Below are 16,015 nucleotides of genomic sequence, written 5' to 3' on the forward strand. Positions count from 1 at the left end.
ACCACGTCGACGTACTCGCAGCCGCCGTAGTAGCGCTTGCCCGGATAACCTTCCGCGTACTTGTTCGTGAGCTGCGAGCCCTGTGCGGCCATCACGGCCGGGCTCGTGTAGTTTTCCGACGCGATCAGCTCGATGTGGTCTTCCTGGCGGCGGTTCTCGTTCTGGATGGCGGCCCACAGTTCCGGATCGACGTTCGCGACGGTGCTGGTAGTGCGATTGAACATGATGATGGATCGAAAGAGAGTGATGGATGAACCGCGCAGGCGGCCGTGCCGAGGCGCTCGACGACGTCGACGGCCATGCCGCCGCGCGATGTCGGCTCGGCGGTCATGCGGCATCGCCATTCCAGCAGACGCCGATCGGTTCAGATAGAAGGATTGCGACAATCCGCTAGGACGCCTCGCGCGGCGCGCGGGCCTTTCGCGGAACGAATCATCGCCGGCGACGCGACGTGCAGCGCTCGCGTGGCGGAAACATCAGACATGAACTGCGGCCGGCGGCCGGCGTCGCCGACACGTGCAGGAGTGCAGCACGATGTCGGGCGAGCGGCCGCGGGCGCCCGCGCGCGACGCGAGACACGACCGGACGCGCGCCTCGGGCCGCCGACGTGCGCGACGGCGCGTCGATGAGGAAAGCCGCGGCCGAAGCCGCGCCGCGGCATGCCGGCGGCCGATCGTCGCGGTCGTCGCGCTCGCCACGGCCGGCCGATGCCGTCCCGGCACCGACCGTCGCGCTGCGCCCGCGCAAGACCGCTACGCGGTCACTCGTCGTCCTGCTGCTCCTGCTGCGCCTGCACCTGCCGCTGCTGGATGAACTGCCGCACGTCGCTCATCGTCACGCGGCCGGTATGCTTGGCGTCGATCTCGTCGAAGTGCTTCGCGACGAAGCCGAGCCCGCTGCTCTGCGCCTGCGCCTTCGTCACCGCCGCGCCGTTGCTCAGCACCGTGTTGCCGCCGAGCCGCGCGTCGACGCGCTGCTGCGCCTGTTGCTGCAGCGTCGCGCCGGTCGAAGGCAACACCGGCGCCGCGCGCGTCGACGGAAAGAACGGGCCGTCGACGCCATGCGCGCCGCGCGGCAGCTTCACCGGCGCGACCGCCTGCGGCGGCAGCGCATACGCACCGCTCGTCACGGCGCCGACGACGATCACCGCAGCCATACGCCGCATCAAATTGATTGGAGACATGATCACTCGCATTCGATGGATGAATAGAAGGTTCCTCGTTCGCAACGGGTCCGGCGCTTACGGCGCCGCGGCCACCGTGGTCGCGGCGCTCGCGCCCGGCGCGCTGCCGGTCGGCGTGCCGGCCGGGTTCTCGTCCGGCCACGGCGGCGGCAGCGTATGCAGCGTCAGCGCGGTCGGAATCCGCCGGCCCTGATAGAAGATCCTCAGATCGCGCTTCATCTGCGGGCGCGCGACGTCGTCGAGATACGTCATGTGGCCGCCCTGGAAGAAATTCACCTGCAGCTTCGGATTCAAACCCTTCACCGTCTGCAGACGAGCGAGCTGCTTCTCGGTGTTGAAGAACGGCGTCGCCAGATCGTGCAGGCCGTTCTCCGCGAGCACCTGCAGCTTCGGGTTGAGCTGCAGCGCGCCGAGCAGATCGGGGATCGTGTCGGGCATCGGCTGGCCGTCGTGCGAGAAGTCCCACACCTGGATGATGTTGTCGTTCAGCGGCAGGTAGGTCGCGTTCGGCGCGGTATAGCCGAGGTAATCGGGCATCTGCGTCGCGAGCGCGTTCGTGAACGGCTGCGAGATCAGGATGTCAGACGGATCGCCGTCGGTCTGCAAGCGCGGATCGGAATTCGGCAACGACACGCGTCCGTCGTAGCGGCCGATCGTCGTGCCGGGCAGCAGGCTCGTGCCGAACGGATTCGCGTTGAAGTAGCCGCGCAGCGCCTGCATCGTGAGGCTCGACGGGATCGACCACAGCCTGAGCGTCGCATCGCTCGGGAACACCGGCGTGCCGAGCGCATCCGGAATGCCGAGCTGGCTGAGCACCCACGACTGCGAATACCGCTGCAGCTGGTTGTAGATCAGCGTGGTGAACAGCTCCGTCTGCAACGCATACAGATACGGATTCACCGGCGTCGGCGACACCTGGTTGAAGTATTCGGCAACGGCCGCGTAGCCGGGCAGGTAACCGGCCACGGTATCGGTGTCGAGCAGCAGCCCTTCGGTCGACTGCGTGATCGCGACCGCTTCCACCGCATCGGCGAAGTAGTTGAGGATCGCCGACTGCAGCACGATGCCCGTCAGGTGCACGCCGGCCGATTCGAGCGCGAGCGCCAGCATGTCGGTGCGCGGCGTGCCGTACGACTCGCCGTACAGGTAGAGCGGCGACGCGCTGCGGCCGTTCACGTTCAGGTAGCGCTGGATGAAGTCGCGCATGATGTTGACGTCCGCGTCCGAGCTCCAGTATTTCTGGTTCGTGTTCGGCAACACGGCTTCGGACAGCCCGGTTCCGGGCGGATCGATGAACACGAGGTCGGTCGTGTCGATCAGGCTCTCCGCGTTGTCGACGAGCGGATAGTTCGGCCAGTTGCTGCCGAACAGCGGGTCGGGCGTCGCGACGCGCGTGGGCGCGAACGAGCCGAGCCGCAGCCAGATCGACGACGAGCCGGGCCCGCCGTTATAGACGAACGTGACCGGCCGCGGCTTGCCGTTCGCGCTCGGCGCCGTGTACGCGACGTACGACATCGACGCTTCCGCATTGCCGTTCGCGTCCTGCGCGGTCAGGTGGCCGGTGGTCGTCGTGTAGTCGATCGTGGTGCCGCCGGACTTCCACTGGTAGTGCATCACGGCCGCCTTCTCCGCGACTTGCGCGGGCGCGAGGCCGTCGGTCGCGTTCATCGAATAGGCGACCGGGTCGACGTACGGCTGGTTCGCCGCCGGCGTCGCATCGCCGCTCGCCTGCTGCGCGGCGGCCTGCCGGCTCGCGGCCGCCTGCGCGAGGCTCGATGCGCCGACCGACGACGAATCGTCGCCGCCGCAGCCCGCCAGCACGAGCGTCGCGACGGTCAATGCGCCTAGCGCGGCCAGCCGGGCGCGGCGTATGGCGCGACTGCGGGTACTGCTGCTGTCTGGTTTCATCTCTGTCCTTTGTGTCGGGTTGGATACCGCTTCACACAGGCCGTCGTCGCCGGCAACGAACGCACAGGCGCACCCGCCACTCGCGTTGCACGGTCGGCAGACGGCGGTTGGGGATTGGACTTCTTCGAGAGACCGAATTCGCTACGGACACGGCAAACTGCTGGCGGAGAATGATGCCGAGACGCCGCCCCCTTGCAGTTTTGAATACTTTTTTATTACGCGGTTTTACGACACCACAAAAATAGGCGGTGCTGCGCCGCGTTGTCAAAGATCATTCGGATATTAAAAAATCGCCGATGATGCAAACGGCCGTCAGTGTCTGGGATTTGAAAGACCGCGGCGCAGGCCCGCGTGGGCAGCGGCAGGAGAGCCGTTTCGTATTCGACGCGAGCGCCGTCACCCTTGTCGCACGGCGTTCTACGAAACGACGCATCGCGCGGCGAATGCTTTCAGATCGGCAAATCGTCTCTTTCGTTTTTATTATTTAAAACCGATTCGAATGGCGCGCTGATTTGAATCCGCGACCGCCCATAAAATACCGATTCAAATCGGTTTCAGGTTGGCGAGTGGAATTATTTACACGATGACGGAATCGCATCGCAAGCGACGCGGCATCGGCGACGCGGCTGAATGAACCGATATTCTCGTGAACCGTGGCGCATCGTATTGCGGGTCGCCCGCGAATGACGCGGGCGACCCGTGAAGCGGAGAACATGACGGCGACGTGCGGCGTCACCGCCGCCCACGCTCAGCGCGCGCGGCCCGGCAGCGCGATGTCGATCAGCACCGGATCGTGATCCGACGACCGATATGCATCGGGCGCGTAGTAGGTCTTCTGCTGGTCGGCCGACTTGTAGGCGAGCGTGTACTGCAGCGCGAGCGGCTCGTCCGCGTTGATGTGCCACTCGTGCACGGCCTTCACGTGCGCGGCGAGCGGCAGCGACGCGAGCGCGTGATCGAGATAACCGGCCTCGCCGTTGTACACGTAGCTGTACGCGTTCGCGCCGATCCAGCGCGACACGAGGTTGCGGTAACCCCGCGATTCGAGCATGCGGATCGGGTCTTCATGCGTGTAGCTGTTGAAATCGCCGATCAGCAGCGTGCCTTGCCCGGCGACGCCGGTCGGCGCGCCGGCGAGCCAGTCGGCGAGTTTCACGGCCGCACGCGTGCGCGTCGCGTTCCAGCAGCCCTGGCCGTCGCCCTGGTCGAGGTCGTCGTTCGCCGCATCGGGGCAGTTCTTCGACTTCAGATGATTGACGGCGATCGTCAGCGCGTGCCTGCCGCCGATGCGGCGGAACGATTGCGCGAGCGGCTGGCGGTTCCGCTCGTCGATCGCCAGCGTCGCCGCGCGGCCGACCGGTTCGACCGTGCGGCTGTCGTAGATCATCGCGACCGCGATCGCGTCGCCGCCCAGGCGCGACGCGCCCGGATCGACCACGCGCCAGCGGCTGCCGAGCTTTGCCGCGAGCTGGCGCACCGCGCCCAGTTCGCCGTAGCCGTTGTTCTGGATCTCCATCAGGCCGATCACGTCGGCATCGAGCGCCTGCAGCGCGCTGACGATCTTCGCCTCCTGACGCTGGAATTCCTCGTAAGTTTTCGCGCCGCGGTTGTTCGGATCGTCGAAGCCGCCGCCCAGCCCGTTGCCGTTGAAGTAATTGAGCACGTTGAACGACGCGACGCGCAGATTCGAGTTCGGATCGCGCGCGGGCGCGCGGGTGCGCGGGTTCGCACGCGCGTCGAACGCCGGCGCGGCCGCGCCGGGCAGCGGCTGCACGCGCCACGCGCCGTAACGCACCTCGAGCACGCCGTCGACGCCGCGCACCGTGTAGCCCGAGCGCAGCGTGTTCGCCGCCGACAGCGCGGGCGCCGGATACGGGACGCTCGCCGGGTTCTGCCGGTTCGAGCCGTCGTCGAGAATCAGCCGGTTGCGCGCGTTCGCGTCCATCAGCGTGCGCGCCTGCGCCGGCGGCACCACGCTCGTCGGCGTGCGCAGGCGGCCGTTGCTCAGCAGCACGCTGCCGTAGCGGCCCAGCTCGTAGTTGTCGGTGACGGTCAGCGTCTGCGGCAGGCGCACGCGCATCCCTTCATACGCGGCGAACGCGGCCGGGGCGTCGACCGGCAGCGTCAGCGTCGCCGGCGTGACCGTCTGGCCGTTCGCGCACACCGCGATCGCGCCGGCCAGCGTGAGCTGCGTCTGCCCGTATTTCTCTTCGACCTTGCCGGTCACGTGAACGAGATCGCCGGCCGTCGCGCGCGTCTTCGGCGCATAGACGAACAGCCCTTCGGACACGCCCGGCTGATTGCGCCGCTGCGCGTCGGCCTGCTGGACGAAGAAGCCGCCGAAGCCGTCCGCGCCGCCGAAGTCGGCGGTGACGACCGCTTCGATCGACACGTTCTGGCCGGCGAGCGGCGACGGCGCGCCGGGCCCCTGGATGTCGGCGATCGGCGTCGTGCTGCCGCCGCAGTTCGCGCTGACGGGCGCGGCGGTGGCGGCGACGACGGGTGCGGCGAGCGCGGGCAGCAGCAGGAGCGGCGCAAACAGGCGAAGTGTCGAGCGCATGACGGGAAACCCGGTTGTGAGTGTGCCGAAAGCTTAGCCGCGGTCGATGACAGTTGTTAGTAACCAAACGACAGATGGATGTAATGTGCGGCACGGCGCTTGCTCCGCGATACGGCACGCACGTTCGTCGGCAACCGGCCCGTCGTGGCGGCGCGAGTGCAGGCCCGAATGCAGCCCCGAGCGCATGCCCGCACCAGCTTGCCGAAAGCATCGGGCTCGGCTAGACTGCCGTTCGTCTTTGGGGAGTAGCCTGCTTTTCGCTCTGGAAAGCGAACGCGTCAACATACTCGGCTTGCGGCCGTGGCGCGTTCGGCCGAATCGGCTTGGCGAGACCATCGACGCATCGCGCCGTTCCGGGTCGGACGTCGGCAGATGCGTCATGGTTCGTCAACGTCCGACCACGGAGCCCCCATGTCCTTCGTCCCTTTCCCGTCGCGCTTCGTCCGCTTCCGCCATCCCGCCAACGCCCACCCGCGCGCGTGCGGAGGTGCCGCATGACGTTGATGCTCGTCGAACTGGCGTTCATGCTGATCGTCATCCTGATCGCCGCCGAACTCTTCACCAACGCGCTCGAACATCTCGGCGAACGCCTGAAGATCTCCGAAGGCGTGACGGGTTCGCTGTTCGCGGCCGTCGGCACCGCGCTGCCCGAGACGACGGTGCCGCTGCTCGCGCTGATCGGCGGCACGTCGAACGCCGCGGTGAACGAGGAAATCGGCGTCGGCGCGATTCTCGGCGCGCCGCTGATGCTCGCGACGCTCACCACCTTCCTGATGACGCTCGCCGTGATCCGCTCGCGCGGCGTGACCGGCACCATCGCACCCGAGCGCAGCGGCTTCGTGCGCGACCTGAACTACTTCATCGCCGCGTTCACGCTCGCGACGGTCGCGATGTTCGTCCCGCATCACGTGTGGGCCGTGCGCGCGCTGCTCGGCGCGATGCTGGTCGGCATCTACGTGATGTATGTGGTGATGACGCTGCGCGCGTCGACGCAGCTCGTCGACGCCGGGCACGGCACCGAGGCGCCGCACACGATGTTCCTGTCGCGCACCGGGCTGCCGACCAATCTGGCGACCATCGCGCTGCAGCTCGCCGTCGGCGTCGCGCTGCTGGTCGGCGGCGCGAAGGGCTTCATTCACGGCGTCGACGGCGTGTCGCAACTGCTCGGCATCTCGCCGCTGCTGCTGTCGCTGATCATCGTGCCGATCGCGACCGAGCTGCCGGAGAAGGTCAACAGCGTGCTGTGGATTCGCCGCTCGAAGGACACGCTCGCGTTCGGCAACATCACCGGCGCGATGGTGTTCCAGGGCACGCTGCTGCCGGCGATCGGCATCATGCTGACGCCGTGGGAGCCGCGCGCCGAAGTGCTGACCGGCGTGGTCATCACGCTCGCGGCGGCAGTGTGGCTGCGCGTCAATGCGCGGGCGCGCGGGCTCGCGATCTGGGCACTGCTCGCGAACGGCGCCGGCTACGCCGGCTATCTGTACGTGACGCTCACGCGTTGAATGCGCGCGGGCCTCGCCATTCACGCCGAGGCCCGCGCGTCGGTCAGGCGGCGTTCGCCAGCCCGTCGGCCTGCAGCACCTGCTGTACGGCCGCCCGCGCCCGCACACGCTCGTACCAGCTGCGCAGGTTCGCATGGCGGCTCAGGTCGATGTCCGCGTCGTACACCGAGCGCAGCCAGCCGGCCTTGCCCCAGCCGGTCAGCGCGAACAGATACGCATCGGCGATCGTGAAGGTGTCGCCCGTCAGATACGTGTGGCCGTCGAGCTGCCGGTCGATCCATGCAAAGCGGCTGTCGAGCTTCCGGCGCACCGGATCGACGTATTTGCCCGCCTGTACCGCGTACAGCAACGGAATGAATCCCTTGTGGATCTCCGTGCCGAGGAAGTTCAGCCATTCCATCAGCCGGTAGCGCGCGAGCGTTCCGTATGCCGGCGCGAGTCCGGCTTCGGGGCGCCGGTCGGCCAGATACTGCGCGATCACGGGGCCTTCGCGCAGCGTGGTGCCGTCGTCGAGCACGAGCAGCGGCACGTAGCCGAGTTCGTTCACGGCACGATAGTCGCGACCATCGTCGAACCGATGCCGGCGCGCGTCCACCGTGACGATCTGCGCGTCGAATTGCGCTTCGCGCAGCACGATGCAGATCGCCTGCGAGCAGCTGCCGGGAGCGTGATAGAGCTTCATGCGTTTCCTTGTGTGAATGTTTCGTATCTCTCTCGATTCGCCGCGACGCGGGCGCTAATATCTCGCATCGGCGCGGCGCTGAGAAGAAGGCAGTCGTTTGTGCCGTAGTCACAAAAAAGTTACCGACGCAGAGTCATCAGCATGAAAACGAGTGCGACAGGATGTTCCGTGGAAGAATCGATGCGGCTGCTCGGCGGCCGCTGGCGGCTGCTGCTCGTGTCGTATCTGCTCGATGGGCCGAAGCGCTTCAGCGATCTGCGTCGCGACATGCCGGGCATCTCGCAGCGGATGCTGACGCTCGACCTGCGTGCGCTCGAAGACGCCGGCCTCGTGCGACGCACCGTGTATCCCGAAGTGCCGGTGCGGGTCGAGTACGATCTGAGCGCGGACGGCGACCGGCTGCGCCCCGTCGTCGAAACGATGCGCGAATTCGGGCTGTGGCTGAAGGCGCGACACGTGACGGCGGATTGACGCGCATGCGCCGCTGCAGCGGCTTCCCTACCTCGAGAGAAACATCATGGAACTACACGCCACGCTCGGCGCCGCGACGGCCGACGTCGACGACGACGAGAGCTTCGCGAACCTCTACTGCTTCGACGCGGAGCAGGACTACTGCTTCTCGCTGCTGCGATTCCCGGACGACACGACGATCGAGGTGATGGTGCGCGACCAGCTCACCGCGCGCGTGGACGATCTGTCCGTCCGCCTGACGGAACGCACGCTCGAAGTCGAGCTCGACGAACGCACCGCCGCGCGACTCGACGGCAACACGCATTACGTGATTCATCTGGCGCCCGGCGAACATGATCGCGCGGTGCTGCGCGCCGCGCTGGCGGAGATCTTCGACGGCAAGCGCGGATATCGCGACGACACCGCGAGCGCGTGACGCGCCGACATCGGCGCAGGATTGCCGTGATATGACGCGCGGCGCGTATGACGAACCGCGCGCACAGGCGACTCCACACATTGCGCGCGCAACGTCCCATTAATGGGGATGACTGTCCAGATGTTGACGCGCGCGGTACGCGGGCCATAACGTTGTTCCGATGCCATTGAATACGGCCGTCCCGTCACGCGGGCACGCGCCGCACAAGCACAGGAGACGACCGTGGCCCATTCCGCGTCACGCACCCATGCCGCGCCGTCGGAGCAAGCGCGCGCGGGCGCCGATTCCGCAGCGCCCGACGCTCGCGCGTCCGCTGCATTTACCGCATCCACCGCATCCACCGCGCCGGCCAGCCGCAAGCGCATGGTCATCCTCGCGCTGCTGTTCGTCACGGTGGTGATCAACTACCTCGACCGCAGCAACCTGTCGATCGCCGCGCCCGCGCTGTTCAAGGAGCTGAACATCGACCCCGTGCGCGCGGGCCTGGTGTTTTCCGCATTCGGGTGGACCTACGCGCTGATGCAGATACCGGGCGGCTGGCTCGTCGACAAGGTGTCGCCGCGCGTGCTGTATGCGCTCGCGCTTGCGCTGTGGTCGGCCGCGACGCTGCTGCTCGGCTTCGTCGGCTCGTTCGTCGGGCTGATCGTGCTACGGCTCGCCGTCGGCGCGCTGGAAGCGCCGGCCTATCCGATCAACAACCGCGTGGTCACGACGTGGTTCCCCACCCGCGAACGCGCGGGCGCGATCGGCGGCTACACGTCCGGGCAGTTCGTCGGCCTCGCGTTCCTCACGCCGGTGCTCGCGTGGTTGCAGCTGCACCTCGGCTGGCACATGGTGTTCGTCGCGACCGGGCTCGCCGGCATCGCGTGGGCCGCGATCTGGTACGCGCTGTATCGCGAGCCGCGCGCGTTTCGCGGCCTCAACGCAGCGGAGCTCGCGCTGATCCGCGACGGCGGCGGCCTCGTCGATCTCGAAGACCGCATCGCCGCGCGGCCCGAACGTGTGCCGTCGACGTGGCGCGACCTCGGCGTCGTGCTCGGGCGGCGCAAGCTGTGGGGCATCTATCTCGGCCAGTTCGCGCTGAACTCGACGCTGTGGTTCTTCCTCACGTGGTTCCCGACCTACCTCGTCAAATATCGCGGCATGGACTTCATCAAGTCCGGCTTTCTCGCGTCGCTGCCGTTTCTCGCCGCGTTCGTCGGCGTGCTGTGCTCGGGCGTGCTGTCGGACTGGCTGATGCGGCGCGGCGCGTCGCAAGGCTTCGCGCGCAAGCTGCCGATCATCTCGGGGCTGCTGATCTCCACCTGCATCATCGGCGCGAACTACGTCACGTCGACCGGCTGGGTGATCGCGTTCATGACCATCGCGTTCTTCGGCAACGGCTTCGCGTCGATCACGTGGTCGCTCGTGTCGGGCCTCGCGCCCGCGCGGCTGCTCGGGCTCACCGGCGGCGTGTTCAACCTGATCGGCAATCTGTCCGCGATCGCGACGCCGATCGTGATCGGCCTGCTCGTCGACGGCGCGGACTTCTCGCGCGCGATCACCTACATCGCCGCGATGGCGCTTGCCGGTAGCCTGTCGTACGGGTTGCTGGTCGGCAAGGTCGAGCGGATCGATGCGTAAGGAACGGCCCCGAACCGATCTTGTGGTCGCGCCGACGATCGGGCTGGGCGCGGCACGCCGAGCGGGGCGGTAGCTGCCGACCTTGGGTTTGGATGCGTGCCGGCCACACGCACGGCCGCTGTCGCGCATTCCTCCGACGCAAGGCTGTGCGAACGCGCGGATGCGTCGGTCATCGGTCGGTACGGCAGCACGTCGTCATCGAGTAATTGGATCGACTAAGGCACGCCGAGCGAAGCGGTAGCTGCTGGCCTTGCATTCGGCCGCGTGCCGGCCACACGCACGGCCGCTGTCGCGCAGGCTTCCGACGCAAGGCTGTGCGAACGCCCGCATGCGTCGGTCCTCGCCGGTACGGCAGCACGTCGTCATCGACTAACTGAATCGACTAAAGCCCACGCGTCGCGCTCGACAACGCGCGGACGCCGCCGCTCCTTTACACTGCCCGTTACGCCGGCCTTCACGGCCGCCGGAACGCGTCGTCCGACGCGCGGAGCCATCGCCCGCCGCCCCGTGGTTCCCCGTGATGACGCCCGACGCCGCAACCGCTACAATCGCGCCCGCTTCCTACCGAGAGACCCGCATGCCGCTCGACATGAACGCCTGCCACCGCGACGACGACCGCTTCGACGTGTCGTTCAAGGCGCTGGGCAAGCTGATCGAGACGGTCGGCACGCCGCATTTCGTGCCGCACCTCACGCGGCTGCTGAACGACGTCGTGCCGCTCGACGTCGCGCACGTCGAACGCTCGCGCGTCGACGGCGCGATGCCGACCGGTTACCGCTGCGAATGGATCGGCAGCAGCGGCATCGGCACCGCGACCGCCGAAATCTCCGACGTGATGACGCTCTACTACGAGCGCTTTCTCGACAGCGACCCGCTGTTCGCCGGCCTGCGCGGCAAGACCGGCACGATGCTGGTCGTGCGCGACATCGCGGCGATCCCGCCCGGCGAATTCCGTCAGCGGCTGTTCGACGACGTGCGTATCGGCCACGAATGCGTGCTCGCGCGCGGCACGCGCTACGCGCAGCATTCGATCGCGCTCGAACGCGGTCGCGACCGCCCGCCGTTCACGCTCGCCGAGATGAACCGCTTTCGCAGCATCAGCGACGTGCTGTTTCCGCTGCTCGAACTGCATGCGTCGACCACCGCCGCGCGCCGTATCGCGCATCCGGCCGCCGACCTGCATCCGCTCGCGCAGTTCGACGCGCGGCTCGCCGCCGACGGCGCGAAGCTGTCGAAGCGCGAATACGAAACCTGCAAGCATCTGCTCTCGGGCAAGACCGTGCCGGAGACGGCCGACATCCTCGGCGTGCGTGTGGCGACGGCCGAGTCGTACGTGAAGCGCGCGTTCGCGAAGCTGGGCGTGCGAACCAAGCGCGAGCTCGCCGCATGGGGAGCCGCCGCGCCGGCGTCCCGCCGCGCCGCGCGACAGGCGGACGACGTGCCGCCCGCGCGGGGCGAATGATCGGTGCGAGCGACGCGCGCGCCCTATCGCCGAAGCCGCTTCAGTTGTAGCCGAGAATCGCGACCGCCGCGACCTCCGGCCGATCGACCGTGCCACCGACGAGCGACGTCATCGGCTCCTGCAGCACCGCATGGTACGAGGTCGCGCGTACCTCTTGCGATGCGTCGGCGTCGTACTGCGGCGGCGCGTCGAATGCGTGACGACCTGCGACGTTGCCGGTTTGCGATTGCGTAAAAGTCATCTCCACTCCTTTTGATATGTCGTTGGTGTTCTAGCTCGCCCGTTTCAACACCGGCGCATGCGCGTTTTCGGCGCGCGCGAGCTGGGCGCGCGTGCGTCGCGTGACGTGAATCACCGCGAACACGACCGGTGCGATCAGCAGACCTTCCGCCAGCTCGGGATCGACCGGCAGGTTCATCACGTGCAACGCCTTGAACGCCGCGGTGGCGAGCGACAGCACGTAATACGAGATCGCGGCCACCGACAGCCCTTCGACCGCGTGCTGCAGATGAAGCTGGTTGCGCGCGGTGCGCTCCATGCCGACGAGCAGGCGCGTGACGTCCTGTTCCTGCGCCAAGTTCACGCGCGTGCGCAGCAGATCGACCGCGCGCGCGATGCGCGCCGCGATCTGCTCGTGACGCGCCCACACGCTGCGGCAGGTTTCCATCGCCGGCGCGAAGCGCCGTTCCATGAATTCGGCGATCGTCGGCATCCCTTCGATGCGCTCCTCGCGCAGCTCGTGGATGCGCGCCAGCACGAGCTTCTCGTACGCGCGCGACGCGCTGAAGCGCGCGCCCGAGCCGGACAGCGCTTCGACCCGCACCGCGAGATGCGTGAGCTTCACGAGCAGCGCGGCGTCGTCGCCGTCGGCACCACCGGCGTCCATGCGCTGCATCAGCGCATGCAGCGCCGTATGGATGTCGTCGAGCTCGCGGCTCATGCGCCGCGCGACCGGCAGCGCGAGCAGCGCCATCATCCGGTACGTCTCGATTTCGTAGAGGCGCTGCAGCAGACGGCCGCCCTGCTCCTCGCGGAAATCCTCGTCGATCACGAGCAGCCGCATGAAGCCGTCGTCGCGCACGTGCCAGTCGCAGAACACCTTGCCGCTGCCGAGCACGCTGCTGCCGACCAGCGCCGGCCCGTCGATCCAGCGGCGCAGCTCGCCGCGCACGAGCCGCGCGGCATCGCCCGACAGCAGTTCCATGCGCACCGCGACGAAGCGGATGCCCGCGAGCCGCGCGAACCATGCAGGCGGAACGCCTTCGATGGCGAGATCGTCGAAATAGCCGGAGTCGCGGCGTGGCGCGACGAACGTGAAGGTCGAGAATTCGGTGTGACGCTCCCACTTCACGTACCAGCCGCACGGCGACTGCACCGCATGGTGGGTCGCACCTTCGTGCGGCGCGTCGAGGCCGGTATCGCGGCACAGCGCGTGCAGCAGCGTTTCGTGGATGTCGGGCTGGCCGTCCGCGTAGATTGCGTAGTGCGTGAGCGACACGGCTTCGGCGATCCGCAGGAACGGCCGCGCATGCAATTCAGCGGCCAGTGCGGCGCGCAACGGATGATCCATCATCGATACACCACTCTGTTCGGTTCGACGCGGCGTGCCGGCAGGCCCGCGATCGCCGCGCCGCATCGGGCGATACGGCCGGCGTGTTTTCACTATGGCAGACACGCTGCGACAATAAAAACGCATAATGCTGATCGTTACGTTCAGCTTTCCTGATACCGATGAAGATGCTCGATCACGAGGTTCTGGCCACGGTCGTCGCCGTTGCGGAAACCGGCAACATGACCCGCGCCGCCGAAGCGGTGAACCGCTCGCAATCGGCCGTGAGCATGCAGATCAAGAGCCTCGAGGAAGCGATCGGCCGGCCGCTGTTCGTGCGCAAGCCGCGCAGCATCGTGCTGACGCGCGAGGGCGAGGTGCTGCTGGGATTCGCGAGGCGCATGCTGGCGTTGCGCGACGAAGCGTGGGCGGCCGTGGTGCGGCCGGAGGTGACCGGCAAGGTCGTGATCGGCGTGCCGGACGACTATGCGTCGTCGCTGCTGCCGTCGGTGCTGAAGAAGTTTTCGGCGACCTATCCGAAGGTCGAGATCCAGGTGATCGGGCTGCCGAGCAGCGCGCTTGCGCCGCTGCTGAAAGACGGCACCGTCGATCTGGTGTGCGGCACGCGCATCAAGGGGCTGTCGGGCGACTTCATCCGCCACGAGCCGATGGCGTGGGCCGCGATGACGAACGGGCCGCGCGTGTGGGAGGAGCGGCCGTTGCCGATCGCGGTGTTCATGCCGGGCAGCGTGGCGCGCGAGAACGCGATCCGCAGCCTCGAACGCGCGAAGCTGCCGTTTCGCACGTCGTACGAAAGCCCGAGCCTGCTCGGGCTGCTCAGTATGGTGGAAGCCGGCCTCGCGGTCGCGCCGCTCGCGCGCTGCGCGATCCCCGCGCAGCTGTCGATGCTCGGCCGCTCGCACGGGCTGCCTGACCTGCCGCCGCTCGAGCTGATACTCGCGCGCAGCACGAAGTCGAAACGGCCGCCGTGCGACTTTCTCGCCGAACAACTGATGGAAGACCTGCAGCGGCAAACCGGCCAGGCCGGCGACGCCTGAACGTCGGTCAGGCGCGCGCCGCGCCGGTCGTCACGACTCGCCCGGGCACGGCTGGCCGGCCACGGCGTGCGCCGCGTTGACGATGCCGGCCACCGCGTCGACGAGCGCTTCCAGCGTGTCGCCGTGCACGTGCCGCGCGGCCGGTGGAACGTATTCGTGGCGTCGGCCGCCCCACTGGGAGCCCGCCGTCACCGACAGCGTCGCGCCGAACCGGTTGCCGTGCCGCCGGCCGAAGATGCCGACGCGCTCGTCACCCAGATACGCCTGCTCCGGAAGAGACAGGCGGATTTCGGCCGCAACCTGCTCGGGATCGCCGGCGCGCGTCTGTGCATCGACCGTCGGCGCGAACACCTTCGCGATCCGGAAGGTCACGTGCGAATCCCACGCGGCCAGCGGGCCGCCGGCCGCGTCGACGCGCTCGAGGTCGACCGACCATTGATGACGATCCGGCAACCGGATCGCCTGACGCAGCAGCACGTCTGCCGCGCGCACCGTCATCAGCAACTGCCGGGCCAGCTGTGTGCCCGACGGCAGCGTCACCGCGCGCACGCGACGGCTTGCCGAGCGCGCGGTGTGCACTTCTTCTGTGAGGTACATGCATCCTCCGTGTCCAGGGCCAGCGCCGCGTACGACGCGACGCACAATCGTCCACCGCAGCCGGCCGTGCAAGGGCGCGGCGATCGGCAAAAAGGTGGCGGATCCAACCAGCAATCGGCGTTCCCGGGGCGGCGAGGCTTGTTCCGTGCGGTCCGGGCGGCCCACGCGGTCCACGGGTCGGACGAGCGGACCGATGATCGCGTCGGTCTGCTGCGCCATCAGCATGTGCAGCGTGAAGTCCAGATCTTCCGGCGCGATCTCGAGCTGCACGCGGATCGCGTCGCGCCCGGCGGTCGCGCCGACGACATACGCGCCGAGCGGCGAATGCAGCCGCGCCGCATCGGCGCTCAGCGTGATCGGCAACTGCGCAGGCGCGCGGCGACGTGAACGCCACGGCACTGCAGCAAGCAGTGGATGGCGAACGAAGCTAAACACCGGCGGAGGTGGGACGGGAAGAATGGGGGTCATGGCGCGGGTCGAAGGCATCTCCGTCGATTGAATACGTCTGGAGCTTATAGGCCCGCGCATAAACACCGTGCAAAAAAACGGCACTGCGGTGCAAAAAACGGTACGCCGATGTCGATGGGCGGCGGGCGTCGACGCGCAATCAGTGCGCCGGCCGGGGATTGCGCTTTGCCGGGCGTGCTGGGATGGCAGGACAGTCGGTCGCTTCAGCGATGCTCTAGCGCCTCATTACGCCGGTCCGATCGCGCCCCGTTCTCGACGGCCCGCGCGGCCCAATGGGCTGTATCCCGATTGAAAGAAAGTCGGCGCTACGTCGCTCATTCGACGACGAATCCCCGCAGCATCAAGCAAATGCCCCGCCACGTAGCGCTTCAACGGAACGCCGACTCACCGGCCGTCAAAATCGCGCCCGAACGCACAGACGAACCGACCGTGCCGGCGCGGCTTGCTCGGCTCGGCTCGGCTCGGCTCAGCTCGCTTAGCTGGCTTGGCTTGGCTTGGCTTGGCTTGGCTTGGCTTGGCTGGGCTGGGCTGGGC

At 67.7% G+C, this 16,015-nt stretch carries 14 protein-coding genes, 2 pseudogenes and 1 riboswitch; of the genes and pseudogenes, 7 read left to right on the plus strand and 9 right to left on the minus strand.

All coding sequences use genetic code 11. From position 1 onward, the window contains the following. The 3 genes and pseudogenes from glyA to C3Y15_RS29140 all read right to left on the minus strand — a co-directional run. Positions 1-224 (minus strand): annotated as a pseudogene (glyA, locus tag C3Y15_RS29130) (serine hydroxymethyltransferase); the annotation flags it as partial. Between the two features lie 536 nt (positions 225-760). Next, entirely contained in the window at positions 761-1,183 is a 423-nt protein-coding gene (locus tag C3Y15_RS29135) for a 2-oxoglutarate dehydrogenase (protein ID WP_224056472.1), read from the minus strand. Between the two features lie 57 nt (positions 1,184-1,240). Then, entirely contained in the window at positions 1,241-3,091 is a 1,851-nt protein-coding gene (locus C3Y15_RS29140; RefSeq protein ID WP_041494053.1) for a peptidase S10, read from the minus strand. Positions 3,092-3,339: 248 nt separating this feature from the next. On the opposite strand from C3Y15_RS29140, the gene C3Y15_RS29150 reads away from it, so the two are divergent. Beyond that, positions 3,340-3,579: a hypothetical protein gene (locus C3Y15_RS29150; RefSeq protein WP_124260295.1), complete on the plus strand. Its 240-nt coding sequence runs from the start codon at positions 3,340-3,342 to the stop codon at positions 3,577-3,579. A 260-nt stretch (positions 3,580-3,839) separates the two neighbouring features. Here the strand turns inward: C3Y15_RS29150 and C3Y15_RS29155 are convergent, their stop codons facing one another. After that, positions 3,840-5,651 (minus strand): ExeM/NucH family extracellular endonuclease, encoded by a 1,812-nt coding sequence (locus tag C3Y15_RS29155; RefSeq protein ID WP_034193684.1) that lies wholly within the window; start codon positions 5,649-5,651, stop codon positions 3,840-3,842. 228 nt (positions 5,652-5,879) lie between these two features. Beyond that, positions 5,880-6,015, plus strand: a riboswitch (yybP-ykoY riboswitch). Positions 6,016-6,145: 130 nt separating this feature from the next. On the opposite strand from C3Y15_RS29155, the gene C3Y15_RS29160 reads away from it, so the two are divergent. Then, positions 6,146-7,156, plus strand: coding sequence for a sodium:calcium antiporter (locus C3Y15_RS29160; RefSeq protein ID WP_124260294.1), 1,011 nt, complete (start codon positions 6,146-6,148; stop codon positions 7,154-7,156). 43 nt (positions 7,157-7,199) lie between these two features. Here the strand turns inward: C3Y15_RS29160 and C3Y15_RS29165 are convergent, their stop codons facing one another. After that, positions 7,200-7,838 carry a glutathione S-transferase C-terminal domain-containing protein gene (locus C3Y15_RS29165; protein ID WP_014724373.1) on the minus strand — a complete coding sequence of 213 codons (639 nt, stop codon included), beginning with the start codon at positions 7,836-7,838 and terminating at the stop codon, positions 7,200-7,202. Positions 7,839-7,979: 141 nt separating this feature from the next. Between C3Y15_RS29165 and C3Y15_RS29170 the strand changes: the two genes are divergently transcribed. The 4 genes from C3Y15_RS29170 to C3Y15_RS29185 all read left to right on the plus strand — a co-directional run bounded on the left by C3Y15_RS29170 (position 7,980) and on the right by C3Y15_RS29185 (position 11,809). Further along, a complete protein-coding gene (locus tag C3Y15_RS29170; RefSeq protein ID WP_041494052.1) occupies positions 7,980-8,309 on the plus strand; it encodes a helix-turn-helix domain-containing protein in 330 nt (109 codons plus the stop codon). 46 nt (positions 8,310-8,355) lie between these two features. Next, positions 8,356-8,724 (plus strand): hypothetical protein, encoded by a 369-nt coding sequence (locus C3Y15_RS29175; RefSeq protein WP_011881280.1) that lies wholly within the window; start codon positions 8,356-8,358, stop codon positions 8,722-8,724. Positions 8,725-8,946: 222 nt separating this feature from the next. Continuing rightward, on the plus strand, positions 8,947-10,347 hold the full coding sequence (locus C3Y15_RS29180) for an MFS transporter (RefSeq protein ID WP_124260293.1): 1,401 nt from the start codon (positions 8,947-8,949) through the stop codon (positions 10,345-10,347). A gap of 577 nt (positions 10,348-10,924) precedes the next feature. Next, positions 10,925-11,809, plus strand: a complete 885-nt coding sequence (locus C3Y15_RS29185; protein ID WP_124260292.1) for a helix-turn-helix transcriptional regulator — start codon at positions 10,925-10,927, stop codon at positions 11,807-11,809. Between the two features lie 40 nt (positions 11,810-11,849). On the opposite strand, the gene C3Y15_RS29190 is transcribed toward C3Y15_RS29185, so the two are convergent. Together C3Y15_RS29190 and C3Y15_RS29195 are read right to left on the minus strand one after the other, a co-directional pair. Further along, a complete protein-coding gene (locus tag C3Y15_RS29190; RefSeq protein ID WP_034193691.1) occupies positions 11,850-12,050 on the minus strand; it encodes a hypothetical protein in 201 nt (66 codons plus the stop codon). A gap of 30 nt (positions 12,051-12,080) precedes the next feature. After that, positions 12,081-13,382: a DUF3422 domain-containing protein gene (locus tag C3Y15_RS29195; protein WP_059462839.1), complete on the minus strand. Its 1,302-nt coding sequence runs from the start codon at positions 13,380-13,382 to the stop codon at positions 12,081-12,083. A gap of 158 nt (positions 13,383-13,540) precedes the next feature. Here C3Y15_RS29195 and C3Y15_RS29200 point away from each other — a divergent pair, with 158 nt between their 5' ends. Then, on the plus strand, positions 13,541-14,416 hold the full coding sequence (locus tag C3Y15_RS29200) for a LysR family transcriptional regulator (RefSeq protein WP_011881275.1): 876 nt from the start codon (positions 13,541-13,543) through the stop codon (positions 14,414-14,416). A 30-nt stretch (positions 14,417-14,446) separates the two neighbouring features. On the opposite strand, the gene C3Y15_RS29205 is transcribed toward C3Y15_RS29200, so the two are convergent. Next, positions 14,447-15,013: a hypothetical protein gene (locus C3Y15_RS29205; RefSeq protein WP_011881274.1), complete on the minus strand. Its 567-nt coding sequence runs from the start codon at positions 15,011-15,013 to the stop codon at positions 14,447-14,449. 177 nt (positions 15,014-15,190) lie between these two features. Continuing rightward, positions 15,191-15,379, minus strand: a pseudogene (locus C3Y15_RS32455) (hypothetical protein); the annotation flags it as partial. Between the last annotated feature and the right edge of the window lie 636 nt (positions 15,380-16,015).

The organism is Burkholderia sp. B10 (assembly GCF_004368385.1).
GTDB lineage: Bacteria > Pseudomonadota > Gammaproteobacteria > Burkholderiales > Burkholderiaceae > Burkholderia > Burkholderia vietnamiensis.

What these genes read in the sequence shown, in the direction of transcription:
- C3Y15_RS29135 (WP_224056472.1), bottom strand. Translation starts at nt 1,183, where the DNA reads ATGTCTCCAATCAATTTGATGCGGCGTATGGCTGCGGTGATCGTCGTC.
- C3Y15_RS29140 (WP_041494053.1), bottom strand. Translation starts at nt 3,091, where the DNA reads ATGAAACCAGACAGCAGCAGTACCCGCAGTCGCGCCATACGCCGCGCC.
- C3Y15_RS29155 (WP_034193684.1), bottom strand. Translation starts at nt 5,651, where the DNA reads ATGCGCTCGACACTTCGCCTGTTTGCGCCGCTCCTGCTGCTGCCCGCG.
- C3Y15_RS29160 (WP_124260294.1), top strand. Translation starts at nt 6,146, where the DNA reads ATGACGTTGATGCTCGTCGAACTGGCGTTCATGCTGATCGTCATCCTG.
- C3Y15_RS29165 (WP_014724373.1), bottom strand. Translation starts at nt 7,838, where the DNA reads ATGAAGCTCTATCACGCTCCCGGCAGCTGCTCGCAGGCGATCTGCATC.
- C3Y15_RS29170 (WP_041494052.1), top strand. Translation starts at nt 7,980, where the DNA reads ATGAAAACGAGTGCGACAGGATGTTCCGTGGAAGAATCGATGCGGCTG.
- C3Y15_RS29175 (WP_011881280.1), top strand. Translation starts at nt 8,356, where the DNA reads ATGGAACTACACGCCACGCTCGGCGCCGCGACGGCCGACGTCGACGAC.
- C3Y15_RS29185 (WP_124260292.1), top strand. Translation starts at nt 10,925, where the DNA reads ATGCCGCTCGACATGAACGCCTGCCACCGCGACGACGACCGCTTCGAC.
- C3Y15_RS29190 (WP_034193691.1), bottom strand. Translation starts at nt 12,050, where the DNA reads ATGACTTTTACGCAATCGCAAACCGGCAACGTCGCAGGTCGTCACGCA.
- C3Y15_RS29195 (WP_059462839.1), bottom strand. Translation starts at nt 13,382, where the DNA reads ATGATGGATCATCCGTTGCGCGCCGCACTGGCCGCTGAATTGCATGCG.
- C3Y15_RS29200 (WP_011881275.1), top strand. Translation starts at nt 13,541, where the DNA reads ATGAAGATGCTCGATCACGAGGTTCTGGCCACGGTCGTCGCCGTTGCG.
- C3Y15_RS29205 (WP_011881274.1), bottom strand. Translation starts at nt 15,013, where the DNA reads ATGTACCTCACAGAAGAAGTGCACACCGCGCGCTCGGCAAGCCGTCGC.